23 protein-coding genes, 4 tRNA genes, 3 pseudogenes and 1 other annotated feature are annotated in these 22695 nt (G+C 48.5%); of the genes and pseudogenes, 15 read left to right on the top strand and 15 right to left on the bottom strand.

What is annotated here, in order from left to right:
* Nucleotides 1-51: 51 nt before the first annotated feature.
* The 13 genes and pseudogenes from TTER_RS09365 to TTER_RS09315 all read right to left on the bottom strand — a co-directional run bounded on the left by TTER_RS09365 (nucleotide 52) and on the right by TTER_RS09315 (nucleotide 13131).
* Nucleotides 52-1425: a glycine--tRNA ligase gene (locus TTER_RS09365; protein WP_012875778.1), complete on the bottom strand. Its 1374-nt coding sequence runs from the start codon at nucleotides 1423-1425 to the stop codon at nucleotides 52-54.
* Between the two features lie 74 nt (nucleotides 1426-1499).
* Nucleotides 1500-1700, bottom strand: coding sequence for a hypothetical protein (locus TTER_RS09360; protein WP_012875777.1), 201 nt, complete (start codon nucleotides 1698-1700; stop codon nucleotides 1500-1502).
* Nucleotides 1697-2629, bottom strand: a complete 933-nt coding sequence (locus TTER_RS09355; RefSeq protein WP_012875776.1) for a site-specific tyrosine recombinase — start codon at nucleotides 2627-2629, stop codon at nucleotides 1697-1699. Before TTER_RS09355 ends, TTER_RS09360 begins: the two co-directional genes overlap by 4 nt.
* A gap of 84 nt (nucleotides 2630-2713) precedes the next feature.
* Complete coding sequence (rsmI, locus tag TTER_RS09350; RefSeq protein WP_012875775.1) at nucleotides 2714-3574, bottom strand: 16S rRNA (cytidine(1402)-2'-O)-methyltransferase; 861 nt, start codon at nucleotides 3572-3574, stop codon at nucleotides 2714-2716.
* Nucleotides 3575-3589: 15 nt separating this feature from the next.
* Entirely contained in the window at nucleotides 3590-4897 is a 1308-nt protein-coding gene (obgE, locus tag TTER_RS09345) for a GTPase ObgE (protein ID WP_012875774.1), read from the bottom strand.
* 5 nt (nucleotides 4898-4902) lie between these two features.
* A pseudogene (locus tag TTER_RS16445) lies at nucleotides 4903-5079 on the bottom strand (sigma factor-like helix-turn-helix DNA-binding protein); the annotation flags it as partial.
* Nucleotides 5080-5271: 192 nt separating this feature from the next.
* Nucleotides 5272-5964: pseudogene (locus TTER_RS16440) on the bottom strand (sigma-70 family RNA polymerase sigma factor); the annotation flags it as partial.
* Nucleotides 5965-6423: 459 nt separating this feature from the next.
* Nucleotides 6424-6579, bottom strand: a pseudogene (locus TTER_RS16435) (sigma-70 factor domain-containing protein); the annotation flags it as partial.
* Nucleotides 6580-6837: 258 nt separating this feature from the next.
* A complete protein-coding gene (gene dnaG, locus TTER_RS09335; RefSeq protein ID WP_012875772.1) occupies nucleotides 6838-8709 on the bottom strand; it encodes a DNA primase in 1872 nt (623 codons plus the stop codon).
* 31 nt (nucleotides 8710-8740) lie between these two features.
* Nucleotides 8741-9799 carry a deoxyguanosinetriphosphate triphosphohydrolase gene (locus TTER_RS09330; RefSeq protein WP_012875771.1) on the bottom strand — a complete coding sequence of 353 codons (1059 nt, stop codon included), beginning with the start codon at nucleotides 9797-9799 and terminating at the stop codon, nucleotides 8741-8743.
* Between the two features lie 151 nt (nucleotides 9800-9950).
* The gene (locus tag TTER_RS09325) at nucleotides 9951-10250 is read right to left on the bottom strand and encodes a metal-sulfur cluster assembly factor (RefSeq protein WP_012875770.1); all 300 of its coding nucleotides are present in this window, start codon (nucleotides 10248-10250) and stop codon (nucleotides 9951-9953) included.
* 54 nt (nucleotides 10251-10304) lie between these two features.
* Nucleotides 10305-10775, bottom strand: a complete 471-nt coding sequence (locus tag TTER_RS09320; protein ID WP_012875769.1) for an EVE domain-containing protein — start codon at nucleotides 10773-10775, stop codon at nucleotides 10305-10307.
* Nucleotides 10776-10791: 16 nt separating this feature from the next.
* The gene (locus TTER_RS09315) at nucleotides 10792-13131 is read right to left on the bottom strand and encodes a UvrD-helicase domain-containing protein (RefSeq protein ID WP_012875768.1); all 2340 of its coding nucleotides are present in this window, start codon (nucleotides 13129-13131) and stop codon (nucleotides 10792-10794) included.
* 139 nt (nucleotides 13132-13270) lie between these two features.
* Here TTER_RS09315 and TTER_RS09310 point away from each other — a divergent pair, with 139 nt between their 5' ends.
* From TTER_RS09310 to TTER_RS09245, 15 genes are all read left to right on the top strand, one after another.
* On the top strand, nucleotides 13271-13522 hold the full coding sequence (locus tag TTER_RS09310; RefSeq protein WP_012875767.1) for an FmdB family zinc ribbon protein: 252 nt from the start codon (nucleotides 13271-13273) through the stop codon (nucleotides 13520-13522).
* A gap of 83 nt (nucleotides 13523-13605) precedes the next feature.
* Nucleotides 13606-14964 (top strand): cysteine--tRNA ligase, encoded by a 1359-nt coding sequence (cysS, locus tag TTER_RS09305; RefSeq protein ID WP_041425147.1) that lies wholly within the window; start codon nucleotides 13606-13608, stop codon nucleotides 14962-14964.
* Nucleotides 14946-15740 carry a 23S rRNA (guanosine(2251)-2'-O)-methyltransferase RlmB gene (gene rlmB / locus TTER_RS09300; RefSeq protein ID WP_012875765.1) on the top strand — a complete coding sequence of 265 codons (795 nt, stop codon included), beginning with the start codon at nucleotides 14946-14948 and terminating at the stop codon, nucleotides 15738-15740. Before cysS ends, rlmB begins: the two co-directional genes overlap by 19 nt.
* A gap of 45 nt (nucleotides 15741-15785) precedes the next feature.
* Nucleotides 15786-15857, top strand: a tRNA-Thr gene (locus TTER_RS09295).
* Between the two features lie 12 nt (nucleotides 15858-15869).
* Nucleotides 15870-15952: transfer RNA gene (locus tag TTER_RS09290), tRNA-Tyr, on the top strand.
* Nucleotides 15953-15974: 22 nt separating this feature from the next.
* A tRNA-Thr gene (locus TTER_RS09285) sits at nucleotides 15975-16050 on the top strand.
* Nucleotides 16051-16133: 83 nt separating this feature from the next.
* Nucleotides 16134-17336, top strand: a complete 1203-nt coding sequence (gene tuf, locus TTER_RS09280) for an elongation factor Tu (protein ID WP_012874665.1) — start codon at nucleotides 16134-16136, stop codon at nucleotides 17334-17336.
* 91 nt (nucleotides 17337-17427) lie between these two features.
* Nucleotides 17428-17592 (top strand): 50S ribosomal protein L33, encoded by a 165-nt coding sequence (rpmG, locus tag TTER_RS15410; RefSeq protein ID WP_012875764.1) that lies wholly within the window; start codon nucleotides 17428-17430, stop codon nucleotides 17590-17592.
* Nucleotides 17593-17823 (top strand): preprotein translocase subunit SecE, encoded by a 231-nt coding sequence (gene secE, locus TTER_RS09275; RefSeq protein ID WP_012875763.1) that lies wholly within the window; start codon nucleotides 17593-17595, stop codon nucleotides 17821-17823. It abuts the gene before it with no gap.
* Nucleotides 17824-17854: 31 nt separating this feature from the next.
* The gene (gene nusG / locus TTER_RS09270; RefSeq protein WP_012875762.1) at nucleotides 17855-18460 is read left to right on the top strand and encodes a transcription termination/antitermination protein NusG; all 606 of its coding nucleotides are present in this window, start codon (nucleotides 17855-17857) and stop codon (nucleotides 18458-18460) included.
* A gap of 24 nt (nucleotides 18461-18484) precedes the next feature.
* On the top strand, nucleotides 18485-18907 hold the full coding sequence (gene rplK / locus TTER_RS09265; RefSeq protein WP_012875761.1) for a 50S ribosomal protein L11: 423 nt from the start codon (nucleotides 18485-18487) through the stop codon (nucleotides 18905-18907).
* 55 nt (nucleotides 18908-18962) lie between these two features.
* Complete coding sequence (gene rplA, locus TTER_RS09260) at nucleotides 18963-19691, top strand: 50S ribosomal protein L1 (protein WP_012875760.1); 729 nt, start codon at nucleotides 18963-18965, stop codon at nucleotides 19689-19691.
* An 11-nt stretch (nucleotides 19692-19702) separates the two neighbouring features.
* Nucleotides 19703-19857, top strand: a sequence feature (ribosomal protein L10 leader region).
* Nucleotides 19858-19874: 17 nt separating this feature from the next.
* Nucleotides 19875-20414: a 50S ribosomal protein L10 gene (rplJ, locus tag TTER_RS09255; RefSeq protein WP_012875759.1), complete on the top strand. Its 540-nt coding sequence runs from the start codon at nucleotides 19875-19877 to the stop codon at nucleotides 20412-20414.
* Nucleotides 20415-20453: 39 nt separating this feature from the next.
* The gene (rplL, locus tag TTER_RS09250; protein WP_012875758.1) at nucleotides 20454-20855 is read left to right on the top strand and encodes a 50S ribosomal protein L7/L12; all 402 of its coding nucleotides are present in this window, start codon (nucleotides 20454-20456) and stop codon (nucleotides 20853-20855) included.
* Nucleotides 20856-20933: 78 nt separating this feature from the next.
* Nucleotides 20934-21007 (top strand) — tRNA-Pro (locus TTER_RS09245).
* Nucleotides 21008-21074: 67 nt separating this feature from the next.
* Here the strand turns inward: TTER_RS09245 and TTER_RS09240 are convergent.
* Nucleotides 21075-21794, bottom strand: a complete 720-nt coding sequence (locus tag TTER_RS09240; protein ID WP_012875757.1) for a CdaR family protein — start codon at nucleotides 21792-21794, stop codon at nucleotides 21075-21077.
* Nucleotides 21791-22693 carry a hypothetical protein gene (locus tag TTER_RS09235; protein ID WP_012875756.1) on the bottom strand — a complete coding sequence of 301 codons (903 nt, stop codon included), beginning with the start codon at nucleotides 22691-22693 and terminating at the stop codon, nucleotides 21791-21793. Before TTER_RS09235 ends, TTER_RS09240 begins: the two co-directional genes overlap by 4 nt.
* Between the last annotated feature and the right edge of the window lie 2 nt (nucleotides 22694-22695).

Genomic DNA, 22695 nt, shown 5'->3' with positions numbered 1-22695 from the left:
ACTTTGAATGCTTCTTTGCCAGGATTCCCACTTTGGGTATGTTGTGGGCTCCTAGAACCCAAGCTTATCCTTGAGGACAGACTCGAGCTCAGAAATGCTCACCCTGTCCTGCTGCATGGTATCTCTGTCTCTTATAGTAACGGCGTTGTCTTCTAGTGTCTGGAAGTCAACCGTTACGCAGTAAGGAGTTCCGATTTCGTCCTGCCGGCGGTATCTCCTGCCTATACTGCCGGTCTCATCGTAGTCGGTCACATACACATCTGCCAGTCTGTCTCTTATCTCCCATGCTATCTTGATGAGAGGCTCCTTGCGGGATAGCGGTAGCACAGCGACCTTCACCGGAGCTATCCTTGGGTGGAATCTGAGAACTACGCGAGTACCTTCATTGTCTGGTTCCTCATGATAGGCATCTAGAAGGAATACCAGGAAGGATCTGTCTACTCCTAGTGATGGTTCGATGACGTATGGAACTATGTGGCTCTTAGTCTCTTCATCGTAGTAAGTCAGCTGCTGCCCACTGACCGCCATATGAGCTTTGAGGTCATAGTCGGTGCGGTTAGCGATACCCCACAGTTCGTTCCATCCAAACGGATAGAGGTATTCCAAGTCGGTTGTTGCCTTCGAGTAGTGAGAGAGGTCTTCCTTAGCATGCTCCTTAAGGCGCAACCTCTCTCTGGATACTCCCAGAGACACAAACCAATCTATCGCAAAGTTGCGCCAGTAATCATACCATTTGTCATCTTCGCCTGGCCGTACGAAATACTCCAGTTCCATTTGTTCGAATTCTCTCGATCGGAATATGAAATTGCCTGGGGTTATCTCATTACGATAAGCTCGGCCTATCTGGGCTATGCCGAAGGGCAATTTCTTCCTGCTAGTCATGAGTACGTTTGAGAACTGAACAAATATAGCCTGGGCAGTCTCGGGTCTTAGATAGGCTACCGCGGCCTCGTTTTCTACTGGCCCAACGAACGTCTTGAACATGGTGTTAAATGGGCGAGGAGGTGTTAGATCTTTCGATCCGCAGTTGGGGCAGGAGAGTCCCTCTATTGGATTCTCTTTCCCTGCTCTCTTGTTCTCTTCGTAACCAGGAAGATGATCAGCTCTGAACCTTTGCTTGCAGTTCCTACAGTCGACCATTAGGTCGTTGAAGTTCTCAAGGTGCCCAGAAGCTTTCCATACTAGAGGATGCATTATCGTAGCTGCATCTATACCTACGACATCGTGTCGGATTTGTACGACGTCATGCCACCATGCCTTCTTGATATTTTTCTTCATCTCTACGCCTACGGGGCCATAGTCCCAGAAAGCTGACCAGCCACCGTAGATCTCGCTGCTGGGAAAGACGAAACCTCTCCTTTTGGCGAGAGATACGATAGTATCCATGCTCACTGTAGTTTCGGTTGTTTCCTTAGTTTCAGCCATCCTAACCTCCTAAAAATGAAAGCCAACCCCAAACATTGGTGGGGATGGCTAGATATCTTGCAAGGAGCTTGATTTCATGCACGCTTCGTTTCTGGTTGAGGCAGTGCCTTGCGCGGCATGCGCATGTAAGCAACGAAGCCTGGGGTCTTGCTGAAAGAGAACCTCATTACCTTTCCCCCATCTGGGGCATCGTACACTTTTACCACAGGAAATCCTAACTTGTATGCAGAAAGTGCGATTAGCCCCGTTAGCAAGGCGATGAATGGAGATCTCATTTAGCTACTTCCTCGGGTATTCTCTCTTCCCTGCTTTTAATGTCTATTATTTTCTCTGAATGAGAGTTCGACTTTATCTGTCTATAGACCTGGGTGGTCGTTATGCTTGCGTGTCCAAGCCACTCTTGTACCTGCCTCAGGTCTATTCCTCCATCGATCATATGAGCGGCAAAAGAGTGCCTGAGCGTGTGAGGTGTAATCCCTTTGATCCCAGCCTCCGAAGCATAAGCCTTGAGAATTAACCAGAAACCTTGTCTAGTGAGCCTCTGCCCTCGGTGGTTCACGAATAGTGCCTGCTCGTCTTGCCCTCTGACCAGCAAAGGTCTGGATCTCTCAAGATACAACTTGAGGACATCCACTGCGGGTTGAGACAAAGGCACCTTTCTGGTCTTTCCTCTGCCTATGCATTTGAGGTGGCTTTCGTCTAGATTTATATCGTCCACATTCAGGCTAACCAGCTCACTCACTCTCAGCCCGGTGCGATAAAGCACCTCAAGCATTGCTCTATCCCTAATTCCCTCTGGCGTCTCTGAATCACTGGCAGCTGCAAGTAGCATATTGACTTCTTGCACGCTTATGGCTTTTGGCCAGTATTTCTGTACTCTTGGGCTTATGAGATCGCTGGCTGGATTTTGATCCACTACAGACTTGGCTACCAAGAACTGGAAGAAGCTCTTTATAGCTGCCATCTTACGTGCCTGTGTGCTTGGAGCGTAGGCCCTGTCCTGATTACCTTTCAGGTACAGGAGGTAATCCTGTATGTCAGAAGAGGTTACCGCCGCCCAAGAGTTGATATGATCCTTACCCTGAAGCCAATCGTGGAACTGTAATATATCGTTTTTATAGGCAGCAGTAGTGTTGTTTGAAAAATGCCTTTCCGATTCTAGATGGGATATGAACTCCTCAACACTGCTCAGTCCGTCGAACAATGGTTCTCTCCTGTTCGTGAAGTAAACCCAGAAACATTCTATCATTATGGAGTAGCGTTATAGCAAGTAAAAGTCAAGAAAACGCTACGACTTTTTATCTTGATTTATGTTTTGTAAGTGATCTAACCAAGCCCTATAAAGCAGATTCCTGGATATGCCGGTTTGTGTAGCTATCTGCTTTATGATGTCCTTAGCTTTTTTGCCTGCTCTTACTCCCTCTTCTATCCTATCAAGATAAACAGATAAGCTTTGTTCATCTTGACCTGCTTCTTGTAATGCTGCTGATGGAGCTATAACCAGGGTATATTCTCCTCTAGGCTCAGTCTTACTCCAATACTCTATTTCTTGAGATATGTGGGACCTGCGAAACTCCTCGTGTATCTTGGTCATCTCCCTGGCTACTACTATTTGCCTGTCGCCAAGAGCGTTTAGCAAGTCTTGAAGGGTTTTTACCAATCTATGTGGAGCTTCGAACAGCACTATCGTATACGGGGTCGTGGTAGCCTGAGCCAGGGCCTCAGCCCTTTCCTTGGAGCCTCGGGGCAGAAAGCCCAGGAATAAGAATCGATTTGCAGGGAATCCAGACCCCATTATTGCGGTAGTTAGAGCGGATGCTCCAGGGAGTGGAGTTACCTTTATACCCTTTTCTAGTGCCGTAGCTACTAGGGTCATTCCTGGATCAGATATACCTGGAGCGCCCGCATCCGTTGCGTATACAACATCCTGATCCTGAAGTACACTTAGTATCTCATCTAACCTAGAAGGTGGGGAGTGTTCGTTATAGCTTATCAGTCTACAATGTATGCCATAGTGAGACAGGAGCTTCCTTGTTACTCTGGTATCCTCTGCTGCAACTACACGCACGCTTTTGAAGATCTCTAGCGCACGTAGAGTTATATCCCCTAGGTTCCCTATAGGCGTGCTGGCTAAGTAGAGAGTGGCCAAAGCTATTCGACCTCGCTACTTGTTTTGGTCTTTATCTAAGCTGGGTCCCCACTCTATTTCCACCCCCCCAATTCTCACTACATGGCCCGGCTCGATACCTGCGTTCTCCAGATCCTTGGTGATGCCCATCCTGTCCATCTCTCTCTCCAGGCGATTCACTGCCTCAGGATTTGTGATATCGGTCATCACTGCTATACGCTCGATTGTAGGGCCATGTACCTCCCAAGTACGCTTGCCTTTACGCCTTATTTGGTACCACCTGTGATCTATTGATCTAGGGCGTATGACTGCTTGCTCTTCTTGGGGTGCAAAGGTGCCTATAGGTGGTGCGTTTTCCAGCATTTGAGAGAGTTTATATATCAGCTCTCTAAGTCCCTCCCTGGATGCGCCACTAACTGGTAGTGCTTCGTACCCTAGAGTCTCAACTTCCTTCTTGAAAGACTCCCATCGTTGCTGAGCTTCGGGAAGGTCAATCTTATTGAACGCTACCAGTGAAGGTCTCTCAAGAAGCTTGGGATCATAATATCTAAGCTCTTCTCTAAGGATTCTTATGGCATCCAGGGGATCCACACCATCCTGGGAAGAACCATCTACCACGAAGAGTAACACTCTCGTTCTCTCGATGTGTCTGAGAAATTCGTCTCCTAATCCTGTGCCCTCGTGGGCTCCTTCTACAAGTCCTGGGATATCTGCTACTACAAAGCTCTTTTCTGATCCTGGAACTTGTACCACCCCTAATACCGGTTCAAGAGTAGTGAAGGGGTAGTTCCCTATCTTGGGTCGTGCAGAACTTATGGCTGATAAGAGTGTGCTCTTTCCTGCGTTTGGCAGCCCCACTAGCGAGACATCAGCGAGCAGTTTCAGCTCTAGCCTAAGTCGTCTTTCCTCACCCGGTTCACCCTTTTCGGCAAACCTAGGAGTCTGATATGTACTAGTAGCAAAATGGGTATTGCCTAATCCTCCACGCCCCCCTCGAGCCACAAGCACTTTTTGGCCAGGGGTAGAGAGATCCGCAAGCAATTCCCCTGTTTCGTCGTCATATACTACTGTACCCACGGGTACGGGCAAGAAGAGATCTGCGCCTGCTTTACCATGGCGCTTCTGGGATCTACCGTGACCACCTGATTCTGCTACATATCTCTTCTTGAAGGTGTAGGGGAGGAGAGTGTTCTCGCTAGGATCTGCCACAAGGTAAACAGATCCTCCTCTCCCTCCGTCTCCTCCATCCGGACCACCCTTGGGGACGAATTTCTCACGCCTTAGGCTGGCACTGCCATTTCCGCCATCGCCAGCTTTTACCTCTATTACTACTTGATCTACCATGCTATTTAAGATAGCAGATCTTCCAGCTGCCTTCGGAATACATCTCGGCGAAGTTTGCGAAGAGCCTTTGATTCTATCTGCCTGATCCTCTCCCTGGTTACTCCAAAGGCTCTACCAACTTCTTCCAGAGTTCTAGGTTGTCCTATATCTAGGCCAAACCTGAACCTCATCATATCCCTTTCAGGAGCTGGAACATGTAACATCACGGATGCCAGAGCTTCGCGTAGCTTTTGGTCGATCTCCCTTAGCTGTGTCTGAGTTAGCTTGTATTTGAGGCGAAAGCTTTCTTCACTCATGGGAGACCTATCTAGGTGCCCAAATCTATCGAGCAACATCTGATAGTCCTCTGGAGAGAGCCTGGCTGCAACCATGTCGAGCACTCGGCTTTCAGCCTGCATGACTTGATTAGGAGACACAGCGAGTATATGTGCTACCTCTCTGTATGGACGAGGTTCACAGTCCAAGCCGAATCGCATCAGCAGGACCCCTCTCTCCCTCTCGCTCAGGTGCTTAAGTACCTGATCTATCTGATCCCTCAAGAGGGATTGGGATGCCGCATCCATAGGGGCAGGAGCCTTATGATCTTGTATGAAGTCTCCAAGCGAGGTGTCCTCTTCCTCTCCTACAGGGTTCTCCAGAGATATGGGCTCCTGTGATATCTTCTGTACCTCTCTGATTTTTTCTACTGGAATCCCCAAGTAGTTTGCTATCTCTTGTTCTGTAGGCTCTCTCCCTAGTTCTTGAGTTAACCTTCTTCTGGCCTGGGCAATTTTGTTAATCGCCTCGCCCATGTGGACTGGTATGCGTATAGTACGGGCTTGGTCTGCAATGGCTCTGGTTATTGCTTGCCTAATCCACCAAGTGGCGTAGGTTGAGAACTTATATCCCTTTTGGTGCCTAAACTTTTCAACGGCTTTGATTAGCCCTATGTTACCTTCCTGTATCAAGTCTAATAAGGTTATGCCCCTACCGGTATACTTCTTAGCTATACTGACTACCAGGCGCAGATTTGCCTCTATGAGCCTCTTCCTGGCAATATCACCTTCTGCTATCCACTTGGTGATCTTATCTTGTATATCAGCTTGATTAGCACCAAAGTGTTTTATCAAATCCGACGTGAAGTCAAATGGCCTATAACTAGTCCTAACTATCTTCTCGGAAATATCTGCAGGCGCCAGCTCTTGTAGTATGTGCAACCTAACTATGGCCCAATCTATCTCAGAATAGATGCCTTTGGATTCTGAATCTTCATCCGACTGTTCTGTGGTTTGTTCTACCCTAGATTCCAATCCTAGGTGTTGGACAACTCTTTCTATTAGTTCAACCCAGTAGTCTGGAATACTATCGGCAGGGAATATATGAGTATACAATTCCTTTGCTGCCTGCAAGGAACTCTCCAGATCGGTGATGAGTGTGACAGCCAGCTGCTCGGTGAACTGAGATGGGTCAAGTCCTTGCAGTGAGGATCGAATATTTGAGAGATAATTGCCTCTTTCGTTCTTTCTGGCTAGCTCTATTTCTTGTTCCTGACTTAGAAGGTTCTCCTTGCCTATTTCCCTTAGATAGAGCCTTATAGGATCATCTAAGTTTGTCCCTTCAAGATCCTCAAGATCCTCTGGATCCTGCAGGCTTTCCTCAATCTCGAGGTCGACATAATCAGCATCATTTTCCTGATTCTTCATTCTCATGCCTGCTCTGTAAGAAGTGTCCCGTCGGTTAGAAACATACTTATAGATCTCTCCTTCCTGATCGGAAGGAGTAGGTTTGGAGTTTATCGAGCCTGATATTGGTACCATCCCCTGCCCTCCATAGACTACAAGGGGCTGTTGCATATATGTTGAAGTGAATTCCTGGTTTTCACGAAGTCTAGGATAAGAGGTGTTCTCGTGTCAACAGCCAGAATTTAAAGTTTACGTTTCCTTTACCTAAAATTGATGTTTTCATACGATTTCAGACCTTGAATCCTTGAAATAAGGACTTGCTGGTGGATCATATTGCCTAAGCTCAGATGCGAGCGTAGGGACCAGCTGTAGTAAACTCCTTACGGATTCTTCATCTCCTTGTTCCATGGCTTCTTTTAGTAGTAAGGAGTGTTGATGTAGCAGGTCTCGCAGTCTCTGCCTGCGGATAAGGTTGATCTTCTTATTTAGCTCAAGCAACTGCTCATTGCTGAATAGTTCAGGCTGAGTGGATGCTAAGGCTACCAGTCTTTCAACGTGCTGTCTGAGGGATTCATCTACGCTCTCAAGTAAGCTCTCTGGTGTTAGTTTCTCGTGCCCCAAAGTTTGCATCTTTTCCAGGATCTCTTTGTTAGGGGAATTCTCCATATCATTGATGAAATCCTCGGGTAGATTGCCCAAGAGCCTGGGATATCTAATGAGCAGAGCTAGCACCATCTCTTCCTGAGACACACTATTGAGATTGATAGGAGCAGCCTCGCCTCCACCGGGTCGTGAGGATTGTTTTCTGGCTTGAACGACGTGTAGATGTATTTCATTCTCATCTACACCCACTAGCTTGGCTAGCCTGGATTCATAGTGAGCTCTCTCGATAGGATTGCCCAAGTCACCTATTACTGGTGCCAAATCTGCTATGGCCTGAGTTTTCCCCTGTGGAGTCTTTAGATCATAGCCTCTTTCAACTATTTCGAAGAAGTGATCTATAACAGTTTTTGCACCTTCGATGATCCTGGCCCATTCTGATGGATCCTTGCGGATTAGAGTATCCGGATCTTCCCCTTTGGGTAGAGTGGCTATTTTTACGAGCACTTCAAGCTTACTATCTGAGCTTATCACCCTGCCCTTGGATCTGATCGGGATGCTTCTTCTACGGATTGAATCCCTGAGAACTTCCCATCCTCTTAGCGCAGCTGCCTGTCCTGCGGTGTCGGCATCGAGAGCCAGGCAAATATTAGCAGCCATTTTGGATAGTAACTTCACATGAGAGGGGGTGATTGCTGTCCCTAGAGTAGCTACAACATTCCTAAAGCCATATTGGTGAGCGGTGATTACGTCTACGTAACCCTCTACTACCACTACCAAGTTGGATTCCTTGATCGCAGACTTGGCAACATCAATACCATAGATGTGTTCTCCCTTTGTGAATATAGGAGTCTCCGGAGTGTTCATGTACTTAGGAATGCCCTCGCCTATGGCTCTTCCGCCAAAGCCGACGAACCTGCCATCTTTATCCTTGATTGGGAACATTAGCCGGTCGCGGAATCGGTCGTAGTATCCTCCACCTGTTCTTTCGACCGTAAGCCCTGCCTTGAATATGAGATCTTCCGAGAAACCCCTCTTCTGGAGGAACTTTGACGTTACATCCCAGGAATCAGGGGCATAACCTAGCATCCACTCTTCCCATGTAGCAGGAGACAACCCTCTGTCTTTGAGATAATCTCTTGCATGCTCTGCGGCCTTTGAGTTCATAAGCAGGTGATTGAAGAGCCTGGCAGCGAGCTTATTGATCTCATACAAGGAATCAATCTCAGACTGTGGAGATTTCTCCTTGGGTTTCTCGGGCTCAAACCTGACACCTGCCTTCTGAGCCAGCTGCTCCACTGCCTCCCGGAAGCTGAGGTTCTGGGTTTCCATGAGAAAGGATATTACGTCTCCACTTTTTCCACATCCAAAGCAGTGGTAGGTCTGACGCTCTGGGAATACTATAAAGCTTGGGGTTTTCTCCTGGTGAAAGGGACATAACGCCTTGAAGCGTGAGCCCGTACGCCTAAGCTCTACGAAGGAGCCTATTACCTCCACGATGTCAATGCGACTCTTGATCTCCTCGATTATGGTTCTGCCAGAAGCTACCATGAGTCCCGTCCTAATAAACAAAAGACCTAAGTTAGTAAGACCATGATTGAGGTGTAAACAGCTTTACAAAGAGGTTACAGGCGAATCTATCCGTCATACCTGAAACGTAGTCTGCCACTGTCCAGTCGGTGTTGCTCTCCTCATTCCCCAGATACGTTTTGAACTCCTCAGGATGACTTGCAAAATATTCGTATAGTTTGGTCACAACCATCATGGCCTTTTGAGCTTCCTTCTCCACAGCAGGGTGCCTGTAGACGTTTTTGAACATGAAATCGCGGAGTATATCCGTAGCCTTAAGCAACTTAGATTCCATTCTTATGGTTGCTGAGCTGTCCCCCTCGGATATTCCCCAGCTCTCTCTAATTATGCTGTGCACCATTGCTTCGATGCGCTCGCCATGAGAGCTTCCAAGCACAGCGATAGCTTCCTGAGGCAAATCGTGAAAAGTAATAAGACCTGCTCTTATTGCGTCATCGATATCAGCATTCAGATAGGCTATAGCGTCAGCCACTCTTACCACACAACCTTCAAGGGTACTGGGCATGGATATAAGAGGCTCGGATACCGACTCTTCGTGCTTGGAGTGATAGGAAATACCGTCGCGAACCTCCCAAGTGAGGTTGAGTCCTTTCCCGTCTTTCTCGAGGACTTCCAATACTCTTAGGCTCTGTTGACTATGTATGAAGCCACCAGGTACCAGTGCGTCAAGAGCTCTTTCCCCTGCGTGGCCAAAGGGGGCATGTCCTACATCGTGGCCTAGTGCTATGGCTTCTGTAAGATCTTCGTTCAGTCTTAGTGCACGTGATATGGTTCGAGCTATCTGGGCTACTTCTAGAGTATGACTTAACCTTGTTCTATAGTGGTCCCCTGCAGGGGAAAAGAATACCTGGGTCTTGTACTTAAGGCGACGAAAGGACTTTGAGTGTAATATTCGATCTCTGTCTCTTGCGAACTCGGTTCTGGTTTCAGAAGGCTGTTCTGGTCTTTGACGCCCCTTTGAGTAAGCGCTCTTAGCAGCGAGAGGAGATAGCCTAGAGATCTCCTCTCGCTCAAGTCTTAGCCTGATGCTTTCCAAACTTACATCTTTCATAACCATCACCTAATACCGTAAGGAAGTATAGATTTTGTCACAAGGGTATTTTGTTAGCAAGGGAGCTTTTGTAAAGATTTTTTCCTAAAGCAAGAAGGTGTGGCGAGTGCCACACCTTCTTGTAATCATCTCAGATTGATGGACTCAACGGTTAGGCGAAGCCTAATTCAAGCTTGGCATCTTCCGACATCATCGAGGGATTCCAGGGCGGAGTCCAAACCAGCTGGACATTTACCTCCTCTACCCCGGGCAGTGAGCCAATCACCTCTTCAATCTGTTGTATGAGTATAGGACCTACGGGGCAGCCCATGGAGGTCAAAGTCATCTCTATATCTACTTTGTTCTCTTTGACCTCTACGTTATATACAAGCCCCAGGTCTATGATGTTTATACCTATTTCTGGGTCATAAACATCCTTTAGGGCTTCTCTCACGATCTCTTCGTTGACCATTTTGTAAACCTCGCTTGCAAAGCCTATCCGTCTAAATATTGTAACTTATTGCGTCTAGGTTGCCATCACCTTTTGTGTTTCTTCAATCCTTGATTTTATGAGCTCATAGTCCGTCTTGGGGATTTTATGAACGTTACCCTGGAAGGCAAGGCGCCAATGCTCTGGAGGCCACTTCTTTGTGTACTCCATCTGCTCTACTAATTCTACCGCGGGTATGTACTTTCCCGGATCAGCTGCCACTTCTATCTTTATTGGGAAACGGTATGGGTAGAGTTCCCCCTCTTTCTTGCTTACCCATATTGGTTCTTCACTATACTCAGCAGTACCTGTTACCTCCGCGGTACCTCCAAAGGCCATTACCCCTGTCAAGTAAAAGACGACTTTGTCTCCTGGTTTGACTTGAGCTGCTTTCTTACCGTGCCTGCTCTTCATGCCCGCGAGGTCGAATCCTCTCGATCGGGAGATCTCGAAATTTTCTGCCGAAGATACTAGCATCCAGTAGGTTACCTCTTCGCTAACACTCATCGTATACGCTCCCCAATCAAATTTTTTGCAGCCTGGCCATACTTGCCAAGAGTTTCTTCGTACTGCCTGCTGCGAATCTGACCTCTACCTCTGCGTCCTCGCCCTGGATCTCCACTTTGAGAACAACCCCTTCTCCAAATTTTGGATGCCTGACTCTGTCACCAGGCTTGTATTCCTGTATTATCCTCTCCAAGTTGCTACTAGATACGAAGTTGCTGTTTGAAGGAAATGGTCTATATGATTGACCACTATAGTTGCGTGCACCACCTGGGTAGGTACTACCAGATGGTGTTCTGGGAGAGGTTGTGGAAGTTAATCTCCCCGGCCCTCTTCTTCCCAAGGATGGGAGGCTGCCGTCCAACAAATCAGGTGGGATGTTTGCCAGGAATCTCGATGGCACATTAGTTTGTGTGGCTCCAAAGACATTGCGGTGAAAAGCGTATGAGATATATAACTTTTCCATGGCTCGGGTAACTCCTACATACGCGAGCCTGCATTCTTCCTCTATGTCGCTTTCCCTGTCCATGGACCGCGCATGTGGTAATAGTCCCTCCTCAAAGCCTATTATAAAGACTACTTTGTACTCTAGCCCTTTGGCGGCATGGAGGGTGATTAGAGTAACTTGGTTCCCATTGTTTTGCATGGTGTCCACATCACTTTGAAGAGCAACCTCTTGGAGGAACTCAACCAGTGCCTCGGAAGTGTCTATAGCCGCGTAGTCTTGCGCGATGGATATGAGGTCTCTGGCGTTTTCTAGTCTTTCAAGATCCTCTTCTGCCCCGCTACTTAGGAAGGATGCATAGCCACTCTTGATAAGCAATGTGTCGATTAGGTGAGGGAGTGTCAGAATGTCACGTTGCTCTCTAAGCTCGTATATTAGTCCTACGAGCTGCTTGAGAGACTCTTTAGCTTTGGATTGCAACTTGGGAATTTCGAGGTTGGGTAGAAATGCTCCTACCTCTTCCAAACTCTTGATACCCAATGCTATCTCTATAGCGTCCCACAAAGATATGTGTGCTCTGGAGGCAAGATCCTCCAGCGTTTTCATTGTGCCTTTACCTATGCCTCTTCCCGATGGGGTGTTCTCGATTATTCTGCGCAGGCTAGCTGCATCATGTGGATTGTGTATCAGCCTGAGATAAGCCAGTACGTCCTTTACCTCTCTTCTTTCGTAGAAGCGAGTACCGCCTATGATCTGATATGGGATTCTGTACCTGGAAAACGCTTCTTCTACCGGGCGTGATTGCGAGTTGGTTCGGTACATTACTGCGAAATCTGAGTAGGTATATTCCCCTAGTGATGTAAGCCTGCTGATCTCTCGTGCTATATATGAGGCTTCGTCCTGCTCGTCATAAGCCTCCCTTACGCGTACCAGCGCACCTCCAGATTTGTTTGTCCAAAGTTTCTTGGGACGTCTCAGGCGATTACTGCTGATTATGTGGGAAGCTACGTCCAAAATCTCTTGGTATGATCTGTAGTTTTGTTCTAGTAGTATTACCTTTGCCTCTGGGTAGTCTCTCTCAAAGTTCAGTATGTTTCTTATATCAGCCGCTCGCCAGGAGTATATACCCTGATCTTCGTCTCCTACTACGAATATGTTGCGGTGCTCCTGAGTAAGCAAGTTGATGAGCATATACTGCGCTCTGTTTGTATCTTGATATTCATCTACTAGGACGTACTGCCATCTATCCCTGTACTGCTGGAGTATGTCAGGGTAGGACTTCCACAGCAGTACCACTTTCATTAGTAAGTCATCGAAGTCTACAGCCTGATTGATTTCCAGTAGCTGTTGGTATCGACGGTATACTCTTGCCGCTATCTCATCGAAATAACTTGAAACTCCCTGACTTGAGTAGTCTTCGGGATCCAACAGCGCGCTCTTGGCACTACTGATCCTAGCTTGTATGCTTCTGGGTGCGTACTGTTTTTCGTCCAGTCCTATCTCGTTGAGTGCTTGCTTGATCAGTCTTATCTGGTCATCGTCGTCATAGATTACGAAGTTGGGACTGATGCCTATAGCTCCACCATCACGCCTGAGCACTCTGGAGCATATAGAGTGAAAAGTTCCCATAGTTATATTTCTGGCCTCATAGCTACCAAATGCGCCGCCTACCAATCTCTCTATGCGTTCTCGCATCTCTCTTGCTGCCTTGTTGGTAAACGTCACGGCCAGTATGTTAAATGGACTAACTCCTTGAGACAGGAGGAAGGCTATTCTGTGAGTAAGGACTCTGGTTTTGCCTGACCCTGGTCCTGCTAGTACCAGTACAGGACCATCTGGGGCCGTTACGGCTTCGAGCTGCTTATCATTCAGTCCCTCTAATATCGAACTATAGATGTCTGGATAGTTACTCATAGCTTGATCATTCTATCAGTATGTTAGCCTAGTTGGCAGCGTCCAAGGAGGTTTGCGCGCCGAATCACAATTGAGTTAACATATACTACTGGAATTCCTCCTGAGATCTGTGATTCCAGTATCTGAGCAGAGGTGGACTATGCCTACATACGAGTATGAGTGTGTGAGCGGTGGACATAGGTTTGAGCGGTTCCAGAGCTTCTCGGAGCCTGCCATTGAGGTCTGTCCGGAGTGTGGTGGTCAGGTACGTAGGGTGCTCTTTGCAGCTCCCGTTATATTTAAGGGGCCGGGATTCTTCAGGACTGAATCTCGTAAGAACTCGGATGGTTCGGGAGAGTCTAATAAAGACAAGAGCGAATCCTCCAACGGTTCATCCGAATCTGAAGATTAGTATCAGGGATAGACAAATCGGTGTAGATATTTACTTTGCCCGGCTCTGCCGGGCATATTTGTACCATCATGGAGGGCGAAGTGCTGTACATACACAACACACTTACTGATAGAAAAGAGGAGTTTATACCTCTTAATCCTCCCAACGTACTTATGTATGTGTGCGGGCCTACTGTATATGGGCCGGCACATATAGGCCACGCCATGTCGTACACCGTCTTTGATATAGTGCGCAGATATTTGGAATACAAGGGCTACAAAGTAAAACACGTCCAGAACTTTACCGATGTCGATGATAAGATCATCGCGCGGTCCAACGAAGAGGGTATTAGCTGGAAGGATCTGGCGACCAGATACGAAAGGGAGTTCCTCAGGCAGATGGACAGCCTGAACATTTTGAGGGCTCATTATTATCCTCGGGCTAGCGAAGTTATACCCGAGATAATTGAGGATATACAAAGGCTTATAGCTCGAGGCTATGCTTATGTCGTTGACGGGGATGTATATTTTAGGGTTCTCAAGGATGAAGAGTACGGTGAGCTAAGTCACAGACGGTTGGATGAGATGAGAGCAGGTGCAAGGATCGAAGCAGATCCTCGTAAAGAGCATCCTATGGATTTCGCTCTCTGGAAGTCGGCCAAACTTGGCGAACCATATTGGGAAAGTCCATGGGGACCCGGCAGGCCCGGGTGGCATATCGAGTGCACGACGATGAATCTGCGAATGCTCGGGGAGCAGATAGATATACATGGTGGTGGAGCGGATCTCATATTCCCTCATCATGAGAACGAGATAGCCCAAAGTGAAGCTATTACAGGTAAGCATCCGTTTGTCAGGTATTGGATACACAACGGCCTCTTGCAGCTGGAAGAGGAGAAAATGGCTCGCTCGGTGGGTAACGTGCTGTCGATAGACTTTATAGTGAGACAGTACGGAGCAGATGCTTTTAGGTTGTTTGTGCTCTCTTCACATTATAGAAAACCTTTGAACTTCTCATTCGAGGCGCTGGAGTCGGCAAAGAGAGGAGTCCTCAGGCTTTATCAGGCTGTAGGTGAAGATGCAGGGCCTGCTGGTTCGGAATTCAAGGACTTTCGACAGAGATTTGAGTCTGCTATGGATGATGATTTCAATACTCCTCAGGCCATAGCCGTTCTCTTTGAACTAGCAAGGGATGTGAACGCACTTCGGAGTGAGGGTAAGGACGCTTCTACAGCAGCGGGTCTACTCAGAGAGCTGTCAGCTTTACTGGGTTTAAGGCTGGACTCTGTGGGTGGCGAGGCCACAGAAGCTGAGCCATTCATAGATCTGATTGTAGGAGTCAGAGATAAGCTTCGAGCTTCCAGGATCTATGAGCTCTCGGATTACATCCGAGACAAGCTGGGAGAGCTAGGAGTAAGCGTGATGGATACCCCTGAGGGGAGTAAGTGGAGGCTAGAGAGATAAGAAAAAGTCACGAGCAAGAGTCTGTTAAACCTTCAGGTAGGGTGTATATATACGGCCGTAATGCTGTCAGAGAGTGTCTGTTAGCTGGCCGGCGGAAGGTATACAGGCTGCTTGTTGCTTATTCGCATTCTGCGTCTCAAACGTTAGAAGCTATAGAATCACTGGCTGCCAGATCTGGATTACAGATTGAGAGGGTAGAACGTAGCATTCTCGACAGGCTCACACATGGTGCTAATCACCAGGGAGTAGTGATAGAAGCCTCAGAGTTTAGCTATAGTTCAATTGAAGATCTGTTAGCGAGTGGGGAGCTGAGGGGCAAGGACATCCTGATGTTGGATTCTCTTCAGGATCCACAAAATTTTGGAACCCTGCTTCGAACTGCGGAGGTATTTGGTATTGGGGCGGTCATAATCCCTGAGCATAGATCTGTAGAGGTCACGCCCGCAGTAGTAAATGCCTCTTCTGGTGCTACCGAGCACTTGAATATATCCAAGGTAACTAACCTGGCAAGGACAGCGTCCAAACTCAAGGAATACGGATACTGGGTTTTGGGTTTGGAATATGATGAGAGCTCCAGTGTTATATGGGATGTAGACTTGAGGATACCTATATGCCTGGTAGTAGGTAGTGAAGGCAGTGGTATAAGAGAGTTGGTGCGTAAGCGCTGTGATTTGCTAGTCAAGATCCCCCAGGCGGGGAGGATCGGATCTTTAAATGCGGCGGTTGCAGGCTCGATAGCCTTGTATGAGATCTACAAGAGCAAGAGCTCTAAGTAGACTTGACCACTCGTTCCCGTGTTACGTATAATTTGAAGCTGGCAGGCCGACGTAGCTCAGCGGTAGAGCAACTGTCTTGTAAACAGTAGGTCGTCGGTTCGAATCCGACCGTCGGCTCCTGCAAGATAAGGGTCGGTGCCGGAGTGGACAAACGGGCCTGGCTGTAAACCAGGTGGCGAAAGCCTTCGGAGGTTCGAATCCTTCCCGGCCCACCTGTAGCCTTGTGCTACGGATGCCCACGTAGCTCAGGAGGTAGAGCACATTCTTGGTAAGAATGAGGTCACCGGTTCGAGTCCGGTCGTGGGCTCCAGTGCTGCATGTTTTTATGCGGCCTTTTCGTATTTAAGTTATCTAGGAAGACAAAACTACTAAGATCACTAAGGAGGCCTGAGGTTGGCGAAGCAGAGGTTTGAGAGGACGAAGCCGCATGTGAACGTAGGGACGATAGGGCATGTGGATCATGGGAAGACGACGTTGACGGCAGCGATCACGAAGGTGCTGGCATTGAAGGGGGAGGCGCAGTACCGGCCGTTTGAGACGATAGACAAGGCGCCTGAGGAGAGGGCGAGGGGGATAACGATTTCGATAGCGCATGTGGAGTATGAGACGGACAAGAGGCATTATGCGCATGTGGACTGTCCTGGGCATGCGGACTACATCAAGAACATGATCACGGGTGCGGCGCAGATGGATGGAGCGATTTTGGTGGTGAGTGCGCCGGATGGGCCGATGCCGCAGACGAGGGAGCACATATTGTTGGCGAGGCAGGTGGAGGTACCTGCGATAGTGGTGTTTTTGAACAAGGTGGACATGATGGATGATCCGGAGCTGTTGGAGCTGGTGGAGATGGAGGTGAGGGAGCTATTGACGCGGTATGGATTTCCTGGGGATGAGGTGCCGATCATACGTGGGAGTGCGCTCAGGGCGTTGGAGAGCAGCAGCACGGACATCAATGCTCCGGAGTATCAGCCGATATTGGAGTTGATGGATGCGGTAGATGAGTACATACCGACGCCGCAGAGGGCTGTGGACAAGCCGTTTTTGATGCCGATAGAGGACGTATTTGCGATCAAGGGTAGGGGGACGGTAGTAACTGGTAGAGTAGAGAGGGGTAGGATCAAGGTAGGTGACACGGTAGAGATAGTAGGGTTGAGGGCAGAGAGGCGGAGCACGGTAGTGACAGGGGTGGAGATGTTCCAGAAGACGTTGGATGAGGGGGTAGCAGGGGACAACATAGGGTGTTTGTTGAGGGGGATAGAGAGGACAGAGGTAGAGCGGGGCATGGTGTTGGCGGCGCCAGGGAGCATCAACCCGCACACCAGGTTCAGGGCTGAGGTGTACGTGTTGTCGAAGGAGGAGGGAGGCAGGCACACACCGTTCTTCAGTGGGTACAGGCCGCAGTTTTACATTCGGACGACGGATGTGACAGGGGAGGTGAAGCTGCCTGAGGGGGTAGAGATGGTGGTGCCTGGGGACAATGTGAACTTGGAGGTGGAGCTGATAGCGCCTGTGGCGATAGAGGAGGGGTTGAGGTTTGCTATCAGGGAGGGTGGACGCACAGTGGGCGCTGGCGTCGTCACCCAAATCCTAGAGTAGGTATACTTAAGGATGTAAAATACTGGCCCGAGCTGAGCTCAGCTCGGGCCAGGTCGTGAATGATAACAAATGTTTGTAGGTAGGTGGCAAAGTGCCTAAGAAAGCTGATAGACAACTAATAACCCTGGAATGCACGGAATGTCGTGAGCGTAACTACCTGACTGAAAAAAACAGGCGAAACGATCCTGGTCGCCTGGAGCTTAGAAAGTATTGTCCAAGGTGTAGGGTGCATACGCTTCATAGGGAGACTCGCTAAGTGAAAGCCATTAGAGTCAGGAGAGGGTTCTTCCCTCGCCTCCGAAGTAACCTTTCGAAGTTCTACGAAGATACTAGAGCAGAGATTAGAAAGGTATCCTGGCCGACCAGGGATGAGGTAATCAGACTATCGATAGTAGTGATAGTCCTGTCGGTGTCTATGGCCATTTTCCTGGGGGTCATAGTAGATGGCATATTTCTATGGCTTTACCGTTTGATAGGTGGCATATAGAAACCAGGGGTGAGATACTTGGAGGTTACTAGTGAGTAACGATTCGGTGCTCGAGAACCAGCAGTCACAGCCGGTAGAGGCAGAAGCTATTGCTCAGGAAGAAGAGGATGGCTTCCAGTGGTATGTTATTCATACCTATAGCGGCTATGAGGATAAGGTAAAGAGAGACCTTCAACATAGGGTCGAAACCATGGGCATGTCGGACAGAATACGAGACATAATTGTGCCCACTGTGGAAGAGATCGAGATCAGGGAAGGTAAACGTCATAAGGTACAGAAGAAGGTCTTTCCCGGTTACGTGCTGGTCAGGATGCGAATGGATGATGCGGCCTGGAATGTGGTCAGGTACACCCCTGGTGTAACTGGATTTGTTGGCTCCGGCACTAAGCCTACTCCTCTCGATGAGAAGGAGGTTGAGAAGATCCTCCAGCGTATGAGCGAGGAGCCTCCGAAGGTTAAGATGAGCCTCAGGCTTGGAGAGGCGGTCAGGATTGTCGATGGTCCTTTCACGGACTTTGAGGGAACTGTGGACGAGATCAATGAGGAGAAGGGAAAGGTCAAGGTGTTGATTAGTATATTTGGGCGTCCAACACCTGTTGAACTTGACTTCCTTCAGGTTGAGAAGATAGTTCCATAATAGATCTTTTCTTGGGAGTGCAAAGTGGCTAAGAAAGTAAAAGCAGTTGTAAAGCTTCAACTACCTGCTGGTAAGGCGACTCCTGGCCAGCCAATTGGTCCGGCTCTCGCTCCTCATGGGGTTTCCATACCCCAGTTCGTTAAGGAGTATAATGAGAGGACGGCCTCTATGGCTGGGCAGATCATACCGGTAGAGGTTACCGTTTACGAGGACAGGTCCTTTACATTTGTTACAAAGACTCCGCCTGCTGCTAATCTTCTATTGCAGGCTGCTGGAATCGAAAAAGGTTCAGGTGTTCCCAATCGTCAAAAGGTTGGTCGTGTTACCAGAGACCAGATTAGAGAGATTGCTGAGCTTAAGATGAAGGACCTGAATGCCTATGATGTAGAGCATGCCATGAAGATGATAGAGGGTACCGCTCGTAGCATGGGCATAGAAGTAGTATAAGGTTGTACGTATTTTGTGGGAGGGTAATCCCGCTATTACCACGGAGGTATAAGAAATGGCTAAGAAGAGAGGCAAGAGATATCTAGAAGCTCTTAAGCTAGTTGATGAGTCGAAGATCTATTCCCCCCAGGAAGCAATAAAGATTGTAAAGGAAACTGCTTCCAAGACTGCTAATTTTGATGCTACTATAGAAGCTCATCTAAGGTTAGGTATAGATCCCAGGCATGCTGATCAACAGGTGAGAGGCACTGTGACTCTCCCTGCCGGTACTGGCAAGCCGGTCAGGATATTGGTTTTTGCGCAGGGTGAGGCCGAGCGAATAGCGCAGGAAGCTGGCGCTGATTACGTGGGATCTGACGATCTTATACGCAGGATTGAAAACGAGGGATGGTTGGATTTCGACGTTGCCTTGGCTACTCCTGATATGATGGCCAAGGTTGGTAGGCTTGGTCGAATACTGGGTAGAAGGGGCTTGATGCCCAACCCCAGGAGTGGGACTATAGTCCAGCCACAGGACCTGCCTAGGGCGATACAGGAGATACGCAAGGGTAAGGTTGAGTTCCGTAACGACCGTACTGGTATACTGCATGTACCTATAGGAAAGGCCAGCTTTACAGAGGAACAGCTTAGACAGAACTTCGATGCTCTTATGGATGCTGTTTTGAAAGCTAAGCCTTCTGGTGCCAAAGGCACTTATATTAAGAGCATCTACCTGACTAGTACGATGGGTCCTAGCGTCCAGGTAGATGTGTCAGAGGCTCAGGCCGAAGCTAAGGCCGCATAGTTAATGCTATAATTTGCAAGCGTTGCCTGCCTGAGACAGCTGGTGCGCCCTGAGCGCTTAATGTTATCGCCAGCCGAGGCAAGGGGAGTGGGTAGAAGATATATACCGAGCGTATAGTGGTAAGCCCCTGCCTGTCTCAAGCAGGTAGGGGCTTACTTTATTGTAAAGGAGGTGAAGACCGAAATGCCCAATCCTCAGAAAGAGGCTGCTGTAGCCGAGCTGCAGGAGCTTCTGAGCAAATCGTCCGCGGTAATACTTGCGGACTACAGAGGGCTGAACGTGGCTCAGATGAATGAGCTGCGCAGAAAGATGCGTGAGGCTAATGCGGAGTTTCACGTTGCCAAGAACACCCTTACCCGTATAGCCTCTAAGGCTGCGGGGATAGAGGGACTGGATCCTTACCTCGAGGGGCCAACAGCTATAGCTGTATCCTTTGGAGATCCCACGGTAGTTGCGAAGGTCATAAACGACTTTGCCAGGTCCACTAGGATTCTTAGTGTCAAGGCGGGAGTGCTCGAGCACAAAGTCATATCGGCTGAGGCTGTGAATGATCTGGCTAACATAGAGCCTCGAGAGGTACTGCTTGGCAAGGTGGTAGGAGGTTTGAATGCTCCGATAGCCAACTTGGTAGGAGTGCTTAACGCCGCAGTAGCTTCCATAGCTTACGTGTTGCAAGCACGAATAGATCAGCTTGGTGGTGTTCCGGCTGAAGCTGCCGGTTAGAGTATAATTAGTCTTGAACATAAAGGAGAGGTTAGGAAGATGGCTGTAGAGAACAAGCTTTCCCAGGAAGAAATTATTCAAGCTATAGAGAACATGACCGTCTTGGAGCTTTCTCAGCTGGTAAAGGCGCTTGAGGAGAGGTTCGGCGTCACCGCGGTTGCCCCTGTAGCTGCAGCTGGTGTAGCTGCTGCGCCTGGAGCTGCTGCTCCGGCTGAGGAGCAGGAGGAGCAGACTGAGTTCGATGTCGTGCTCACTGATGTAGGGGCCAACAAGATTGCCGTTATCAAGGCGGTACGCGAGCTAACAAGCCTCGGCCTAAAGGAGGCTAAGGATTTGGTCGAGTCTGCTCCAGCTCCTGTCAAGCAGGGTGTGTCCAAGGAAGAGGCACAGGCAGCAGTTGCTAAGCTGCAGGAGGCTGGCGCTAAGGCTGAGATGAAGTAGCTTTTCTGTTTGACAAGTGGAGGGGTGTTCCCCCTCCACTTGTAATTTGGCACCTTGGGTTTGGTATAATCTGATTGCCGGGGCGTGGCGCAGCCTGGTAGCGCACCAAGCTGGGGGCTTGGTGGTCGGAGGTTCAAATCCTCTCGCCCCGACCTTATAATCACGCAGGGGCTTGAAGATATTTGCTTCAAGCCCCTATTTTTGTTATCAATTTGGTCTTTAGGATGGCGATGGGGTGGGTGTTTCTTGTGGTGTTATCCTTATCTTCACCTGCTGGGGATCAATAGTCACGCTATCGATTACTCTGTTGTTTTCGTCGTAAGCTTGTACCTCTGCTGTTATCTCTGTTCCAGGTTTCAGGGTCTGCTGGTTGATATTAGCTACTACTTTTTGTACTCTTGACAGCTGATTCATGGTCCCGCTAACGGTCACTTCTTTGGGCTCTACGGTGAACTTGAGCTTACCATTTGTGTTTATCCCTTGAGGACTCATCTGAACCTGCACTGGATACTTTCTAGAGAGTATCTTTCTAAGAATGACTCTTACTCTTCTCGGTGAGACATCTACGATCTGTGCCCCTGGTAATCCCTCAATCTGTACTGGCAGAGTATGTACTCCGGGACCTACTCCAGACAGGTCCACATAAGCTCTGGGTCTGTCTATTTGTCCTCCTAGTACGGGACTAAGCGGTTGTATAGTTACAGTCACAGTAGGTACCCTGCTAACCAGTACCATATCCGGAGGCAGGTTACGGAGTTCTACCTCGACCGCAGGGTAAAGTATCCGCTGGGTGTCTATTGTGGAAGTGACATATAGCCATAGCAGTATGGCCATGCCTAAGGCTATGGCTGCCCGAGGTAATCTGGAAGATATAGCTTCAAGCTTGGAGCTGGGGATCTTCGTAGCTACGAAGATCCTTCTCCAGGGAACTTCCTTCATAGAGATAGTATATCTTGAGTATCAGCTTTATTGCTGGAGTAGATACCTGTTTTGTCCAGGAAAAGCATCAGCAAGCTTGTAAGATCAAACAACTCTATAGCAAACGGGATGAAACCAAAGAAACCCAACCAAGGCATCTCAAAGTAGTGAGGTCCTGCGCTCAGAGGGTAGGGGATGGTATACTCCCACCTGGCCTCAGCCCAGTAGTTCCAGAATTCCCACAGTGCTCCGGTTATTACTCCAGCGATGAGCAGGCTTACCAGACGTGTTGTATGGCCCTTTGCTAAATCGCCTAATATTGAAGGCTTATTTAACAGGTATAGTATGGGGTCCAGGAGCAATATAAATCCGATCCAGACAAGTGCAAACATGTAACTTGCTACTCGCTGGGGCATCAGTAGAGGTAGAATCAAGCATAAAGCTCCTAATAAGATAGATGAGTTTAGCAACTTCTGCCCTGGCGTCCACTTGTTGATTCTTACTCTTGGAGCTAAGAAAGCTCTGACGAAGTCGGCTGACTCAAGCACGCCTGGAATTATTGTTGCGAAAGCCCATACGTATCCCAGGAGCCTCGGGGTAAGGTCCTGAGGTAGTCCGAAATATTGCCAGTTTCTCAGATGGAGGTTGTAACCTTCGAATACTAGCCATGTAATTATGGACCAGGGCAGTATGATAAGAAACAAGCTGAATCTCGTAGTTATGAGAGATCTGCCAGTTTTGGCCTTGACTAGCCCATCAACCAGCAATATGTAGCCGGTCCATACTATGGGTGTGAAGAAGGTAGGTACAGGTTTTACCCTAAGGAAGAGTAGTATCTCAGCAAGGACTATCCATATAGCTCCTACCCAAAGGTAGGTGGGAATACGGATTTTGTTGGAGTATCCAAGACTTTTACTCATAT

It is taken from the genome of Thermobaculum terrenum ATCC BAA-798, assembly GCF_000025005.1.
GTDB classification, from domain to species: Bacteria; Chloroflexota; Chloroflexia; order Thermobaculales; family Thermobaculaceae; genus Thermobaculum; species Thermobaculum terrenum.
This window is presented reverse-complemented; position numbering and strand designations above follow the sequence as displayed.

Bases quoted from the DNA above. Each gene is read 5' to 3' on its own strand.
- TTER_RS09365 (WP_012875778.1), bottom strand. From the start codon at position 1,425: ATGGCTGAAACTAAGGAAACAACCGAAACTACAGTGAGCATGGATACT.
- TTER_RS09360 (WP_012875777.1), bottom strand. From the start codon at position 1,700: ATGAGATCTCCATTCATCGCCTTGCTAACGGGGCTAATCGCACTTTCT.
- obgE (WP_012875774.1), bottom strand. From the start codon at position 4,897: ATGGTAGATCAAGTAGTAATAGAGGTAAAAGCTGGCGATGGCGGAAAT.
- dnaG (WP_012875772.1), bottom strand. From the start codon at position 8,709: ATGGTAGCTTCTGGCAGAACCATAATCGAGGAGATCAAGAGTCGCATT.
- TTER_RS09330 (WP_012875771.1), bottom strand. From the start codon at position 9,799: ATGAAAGATGTAAGTTTGGAAAGCATCAGGCTAAGACTTGAGCGAGAG.
- TTER_RS09325 (WP_012875770.1), bottom strand. From the start codon at position 10,250: ATGGTCAACGAAGAGATCGTGAGAGAAGCCCTAAAGGATGTTTATGAC.
- TTER_RS09320 (WP_012875769.1), bottom strand. From the start codon at position 10,775: ATGAGTGTTAGCGAAGAGGTAACCTACTGGATGCTAGTATCTTCGGCA.
- TTER_RS09315 (WP_012875768.1), bottom strand. From the start codon at position 13,131: ATGAGTAACTATCCAGACATCTATAGTTCGATATTAGAGGGACTGAAT.
- TTER_RS09310 (WP_012875767.1), top strand. From the start codon at position 13,271: ATGCCTACATACGAGTATGAGTGTGTGAGCGGTGGACATAGGTTTGAG.
- rplA (WP_012875760.1), top strand. From the start codon at position 18,963: ATGGCTAAGAAGAGAGGCAAGAGATATCTAGAAGCTCTTAAGCTAGTT.
- rplJ (WP_012875759.1), top strand. From the start codon at position 19,875: ATGCCCAATCCTCAGAAAGAGGCTGCTGTAGCCGAGCTGCAGGAGCTT.
- rplL (WP_012875758.1), top strand. From the start codon at position 20,454: ATGGCTGTAGAGAACAAGCTTTCCCAGGAAGAAATTATTCAAGCTATA.
- TTER_RS09240 (WP_012875757.1), bottom strand. From the start codon at position 21,794: ATGAAGGAAGTTCCCTGGAGAAGGATCTTCGTAGCTACGAAGATCCCC.
- TTER_RS09235 (WP_012875756.1), bottom strand. From the start codon at position 22,693: ATGAGTAAAAGTCTTGGATACTCCAACAAAATCCGTATTCCCACCTAC.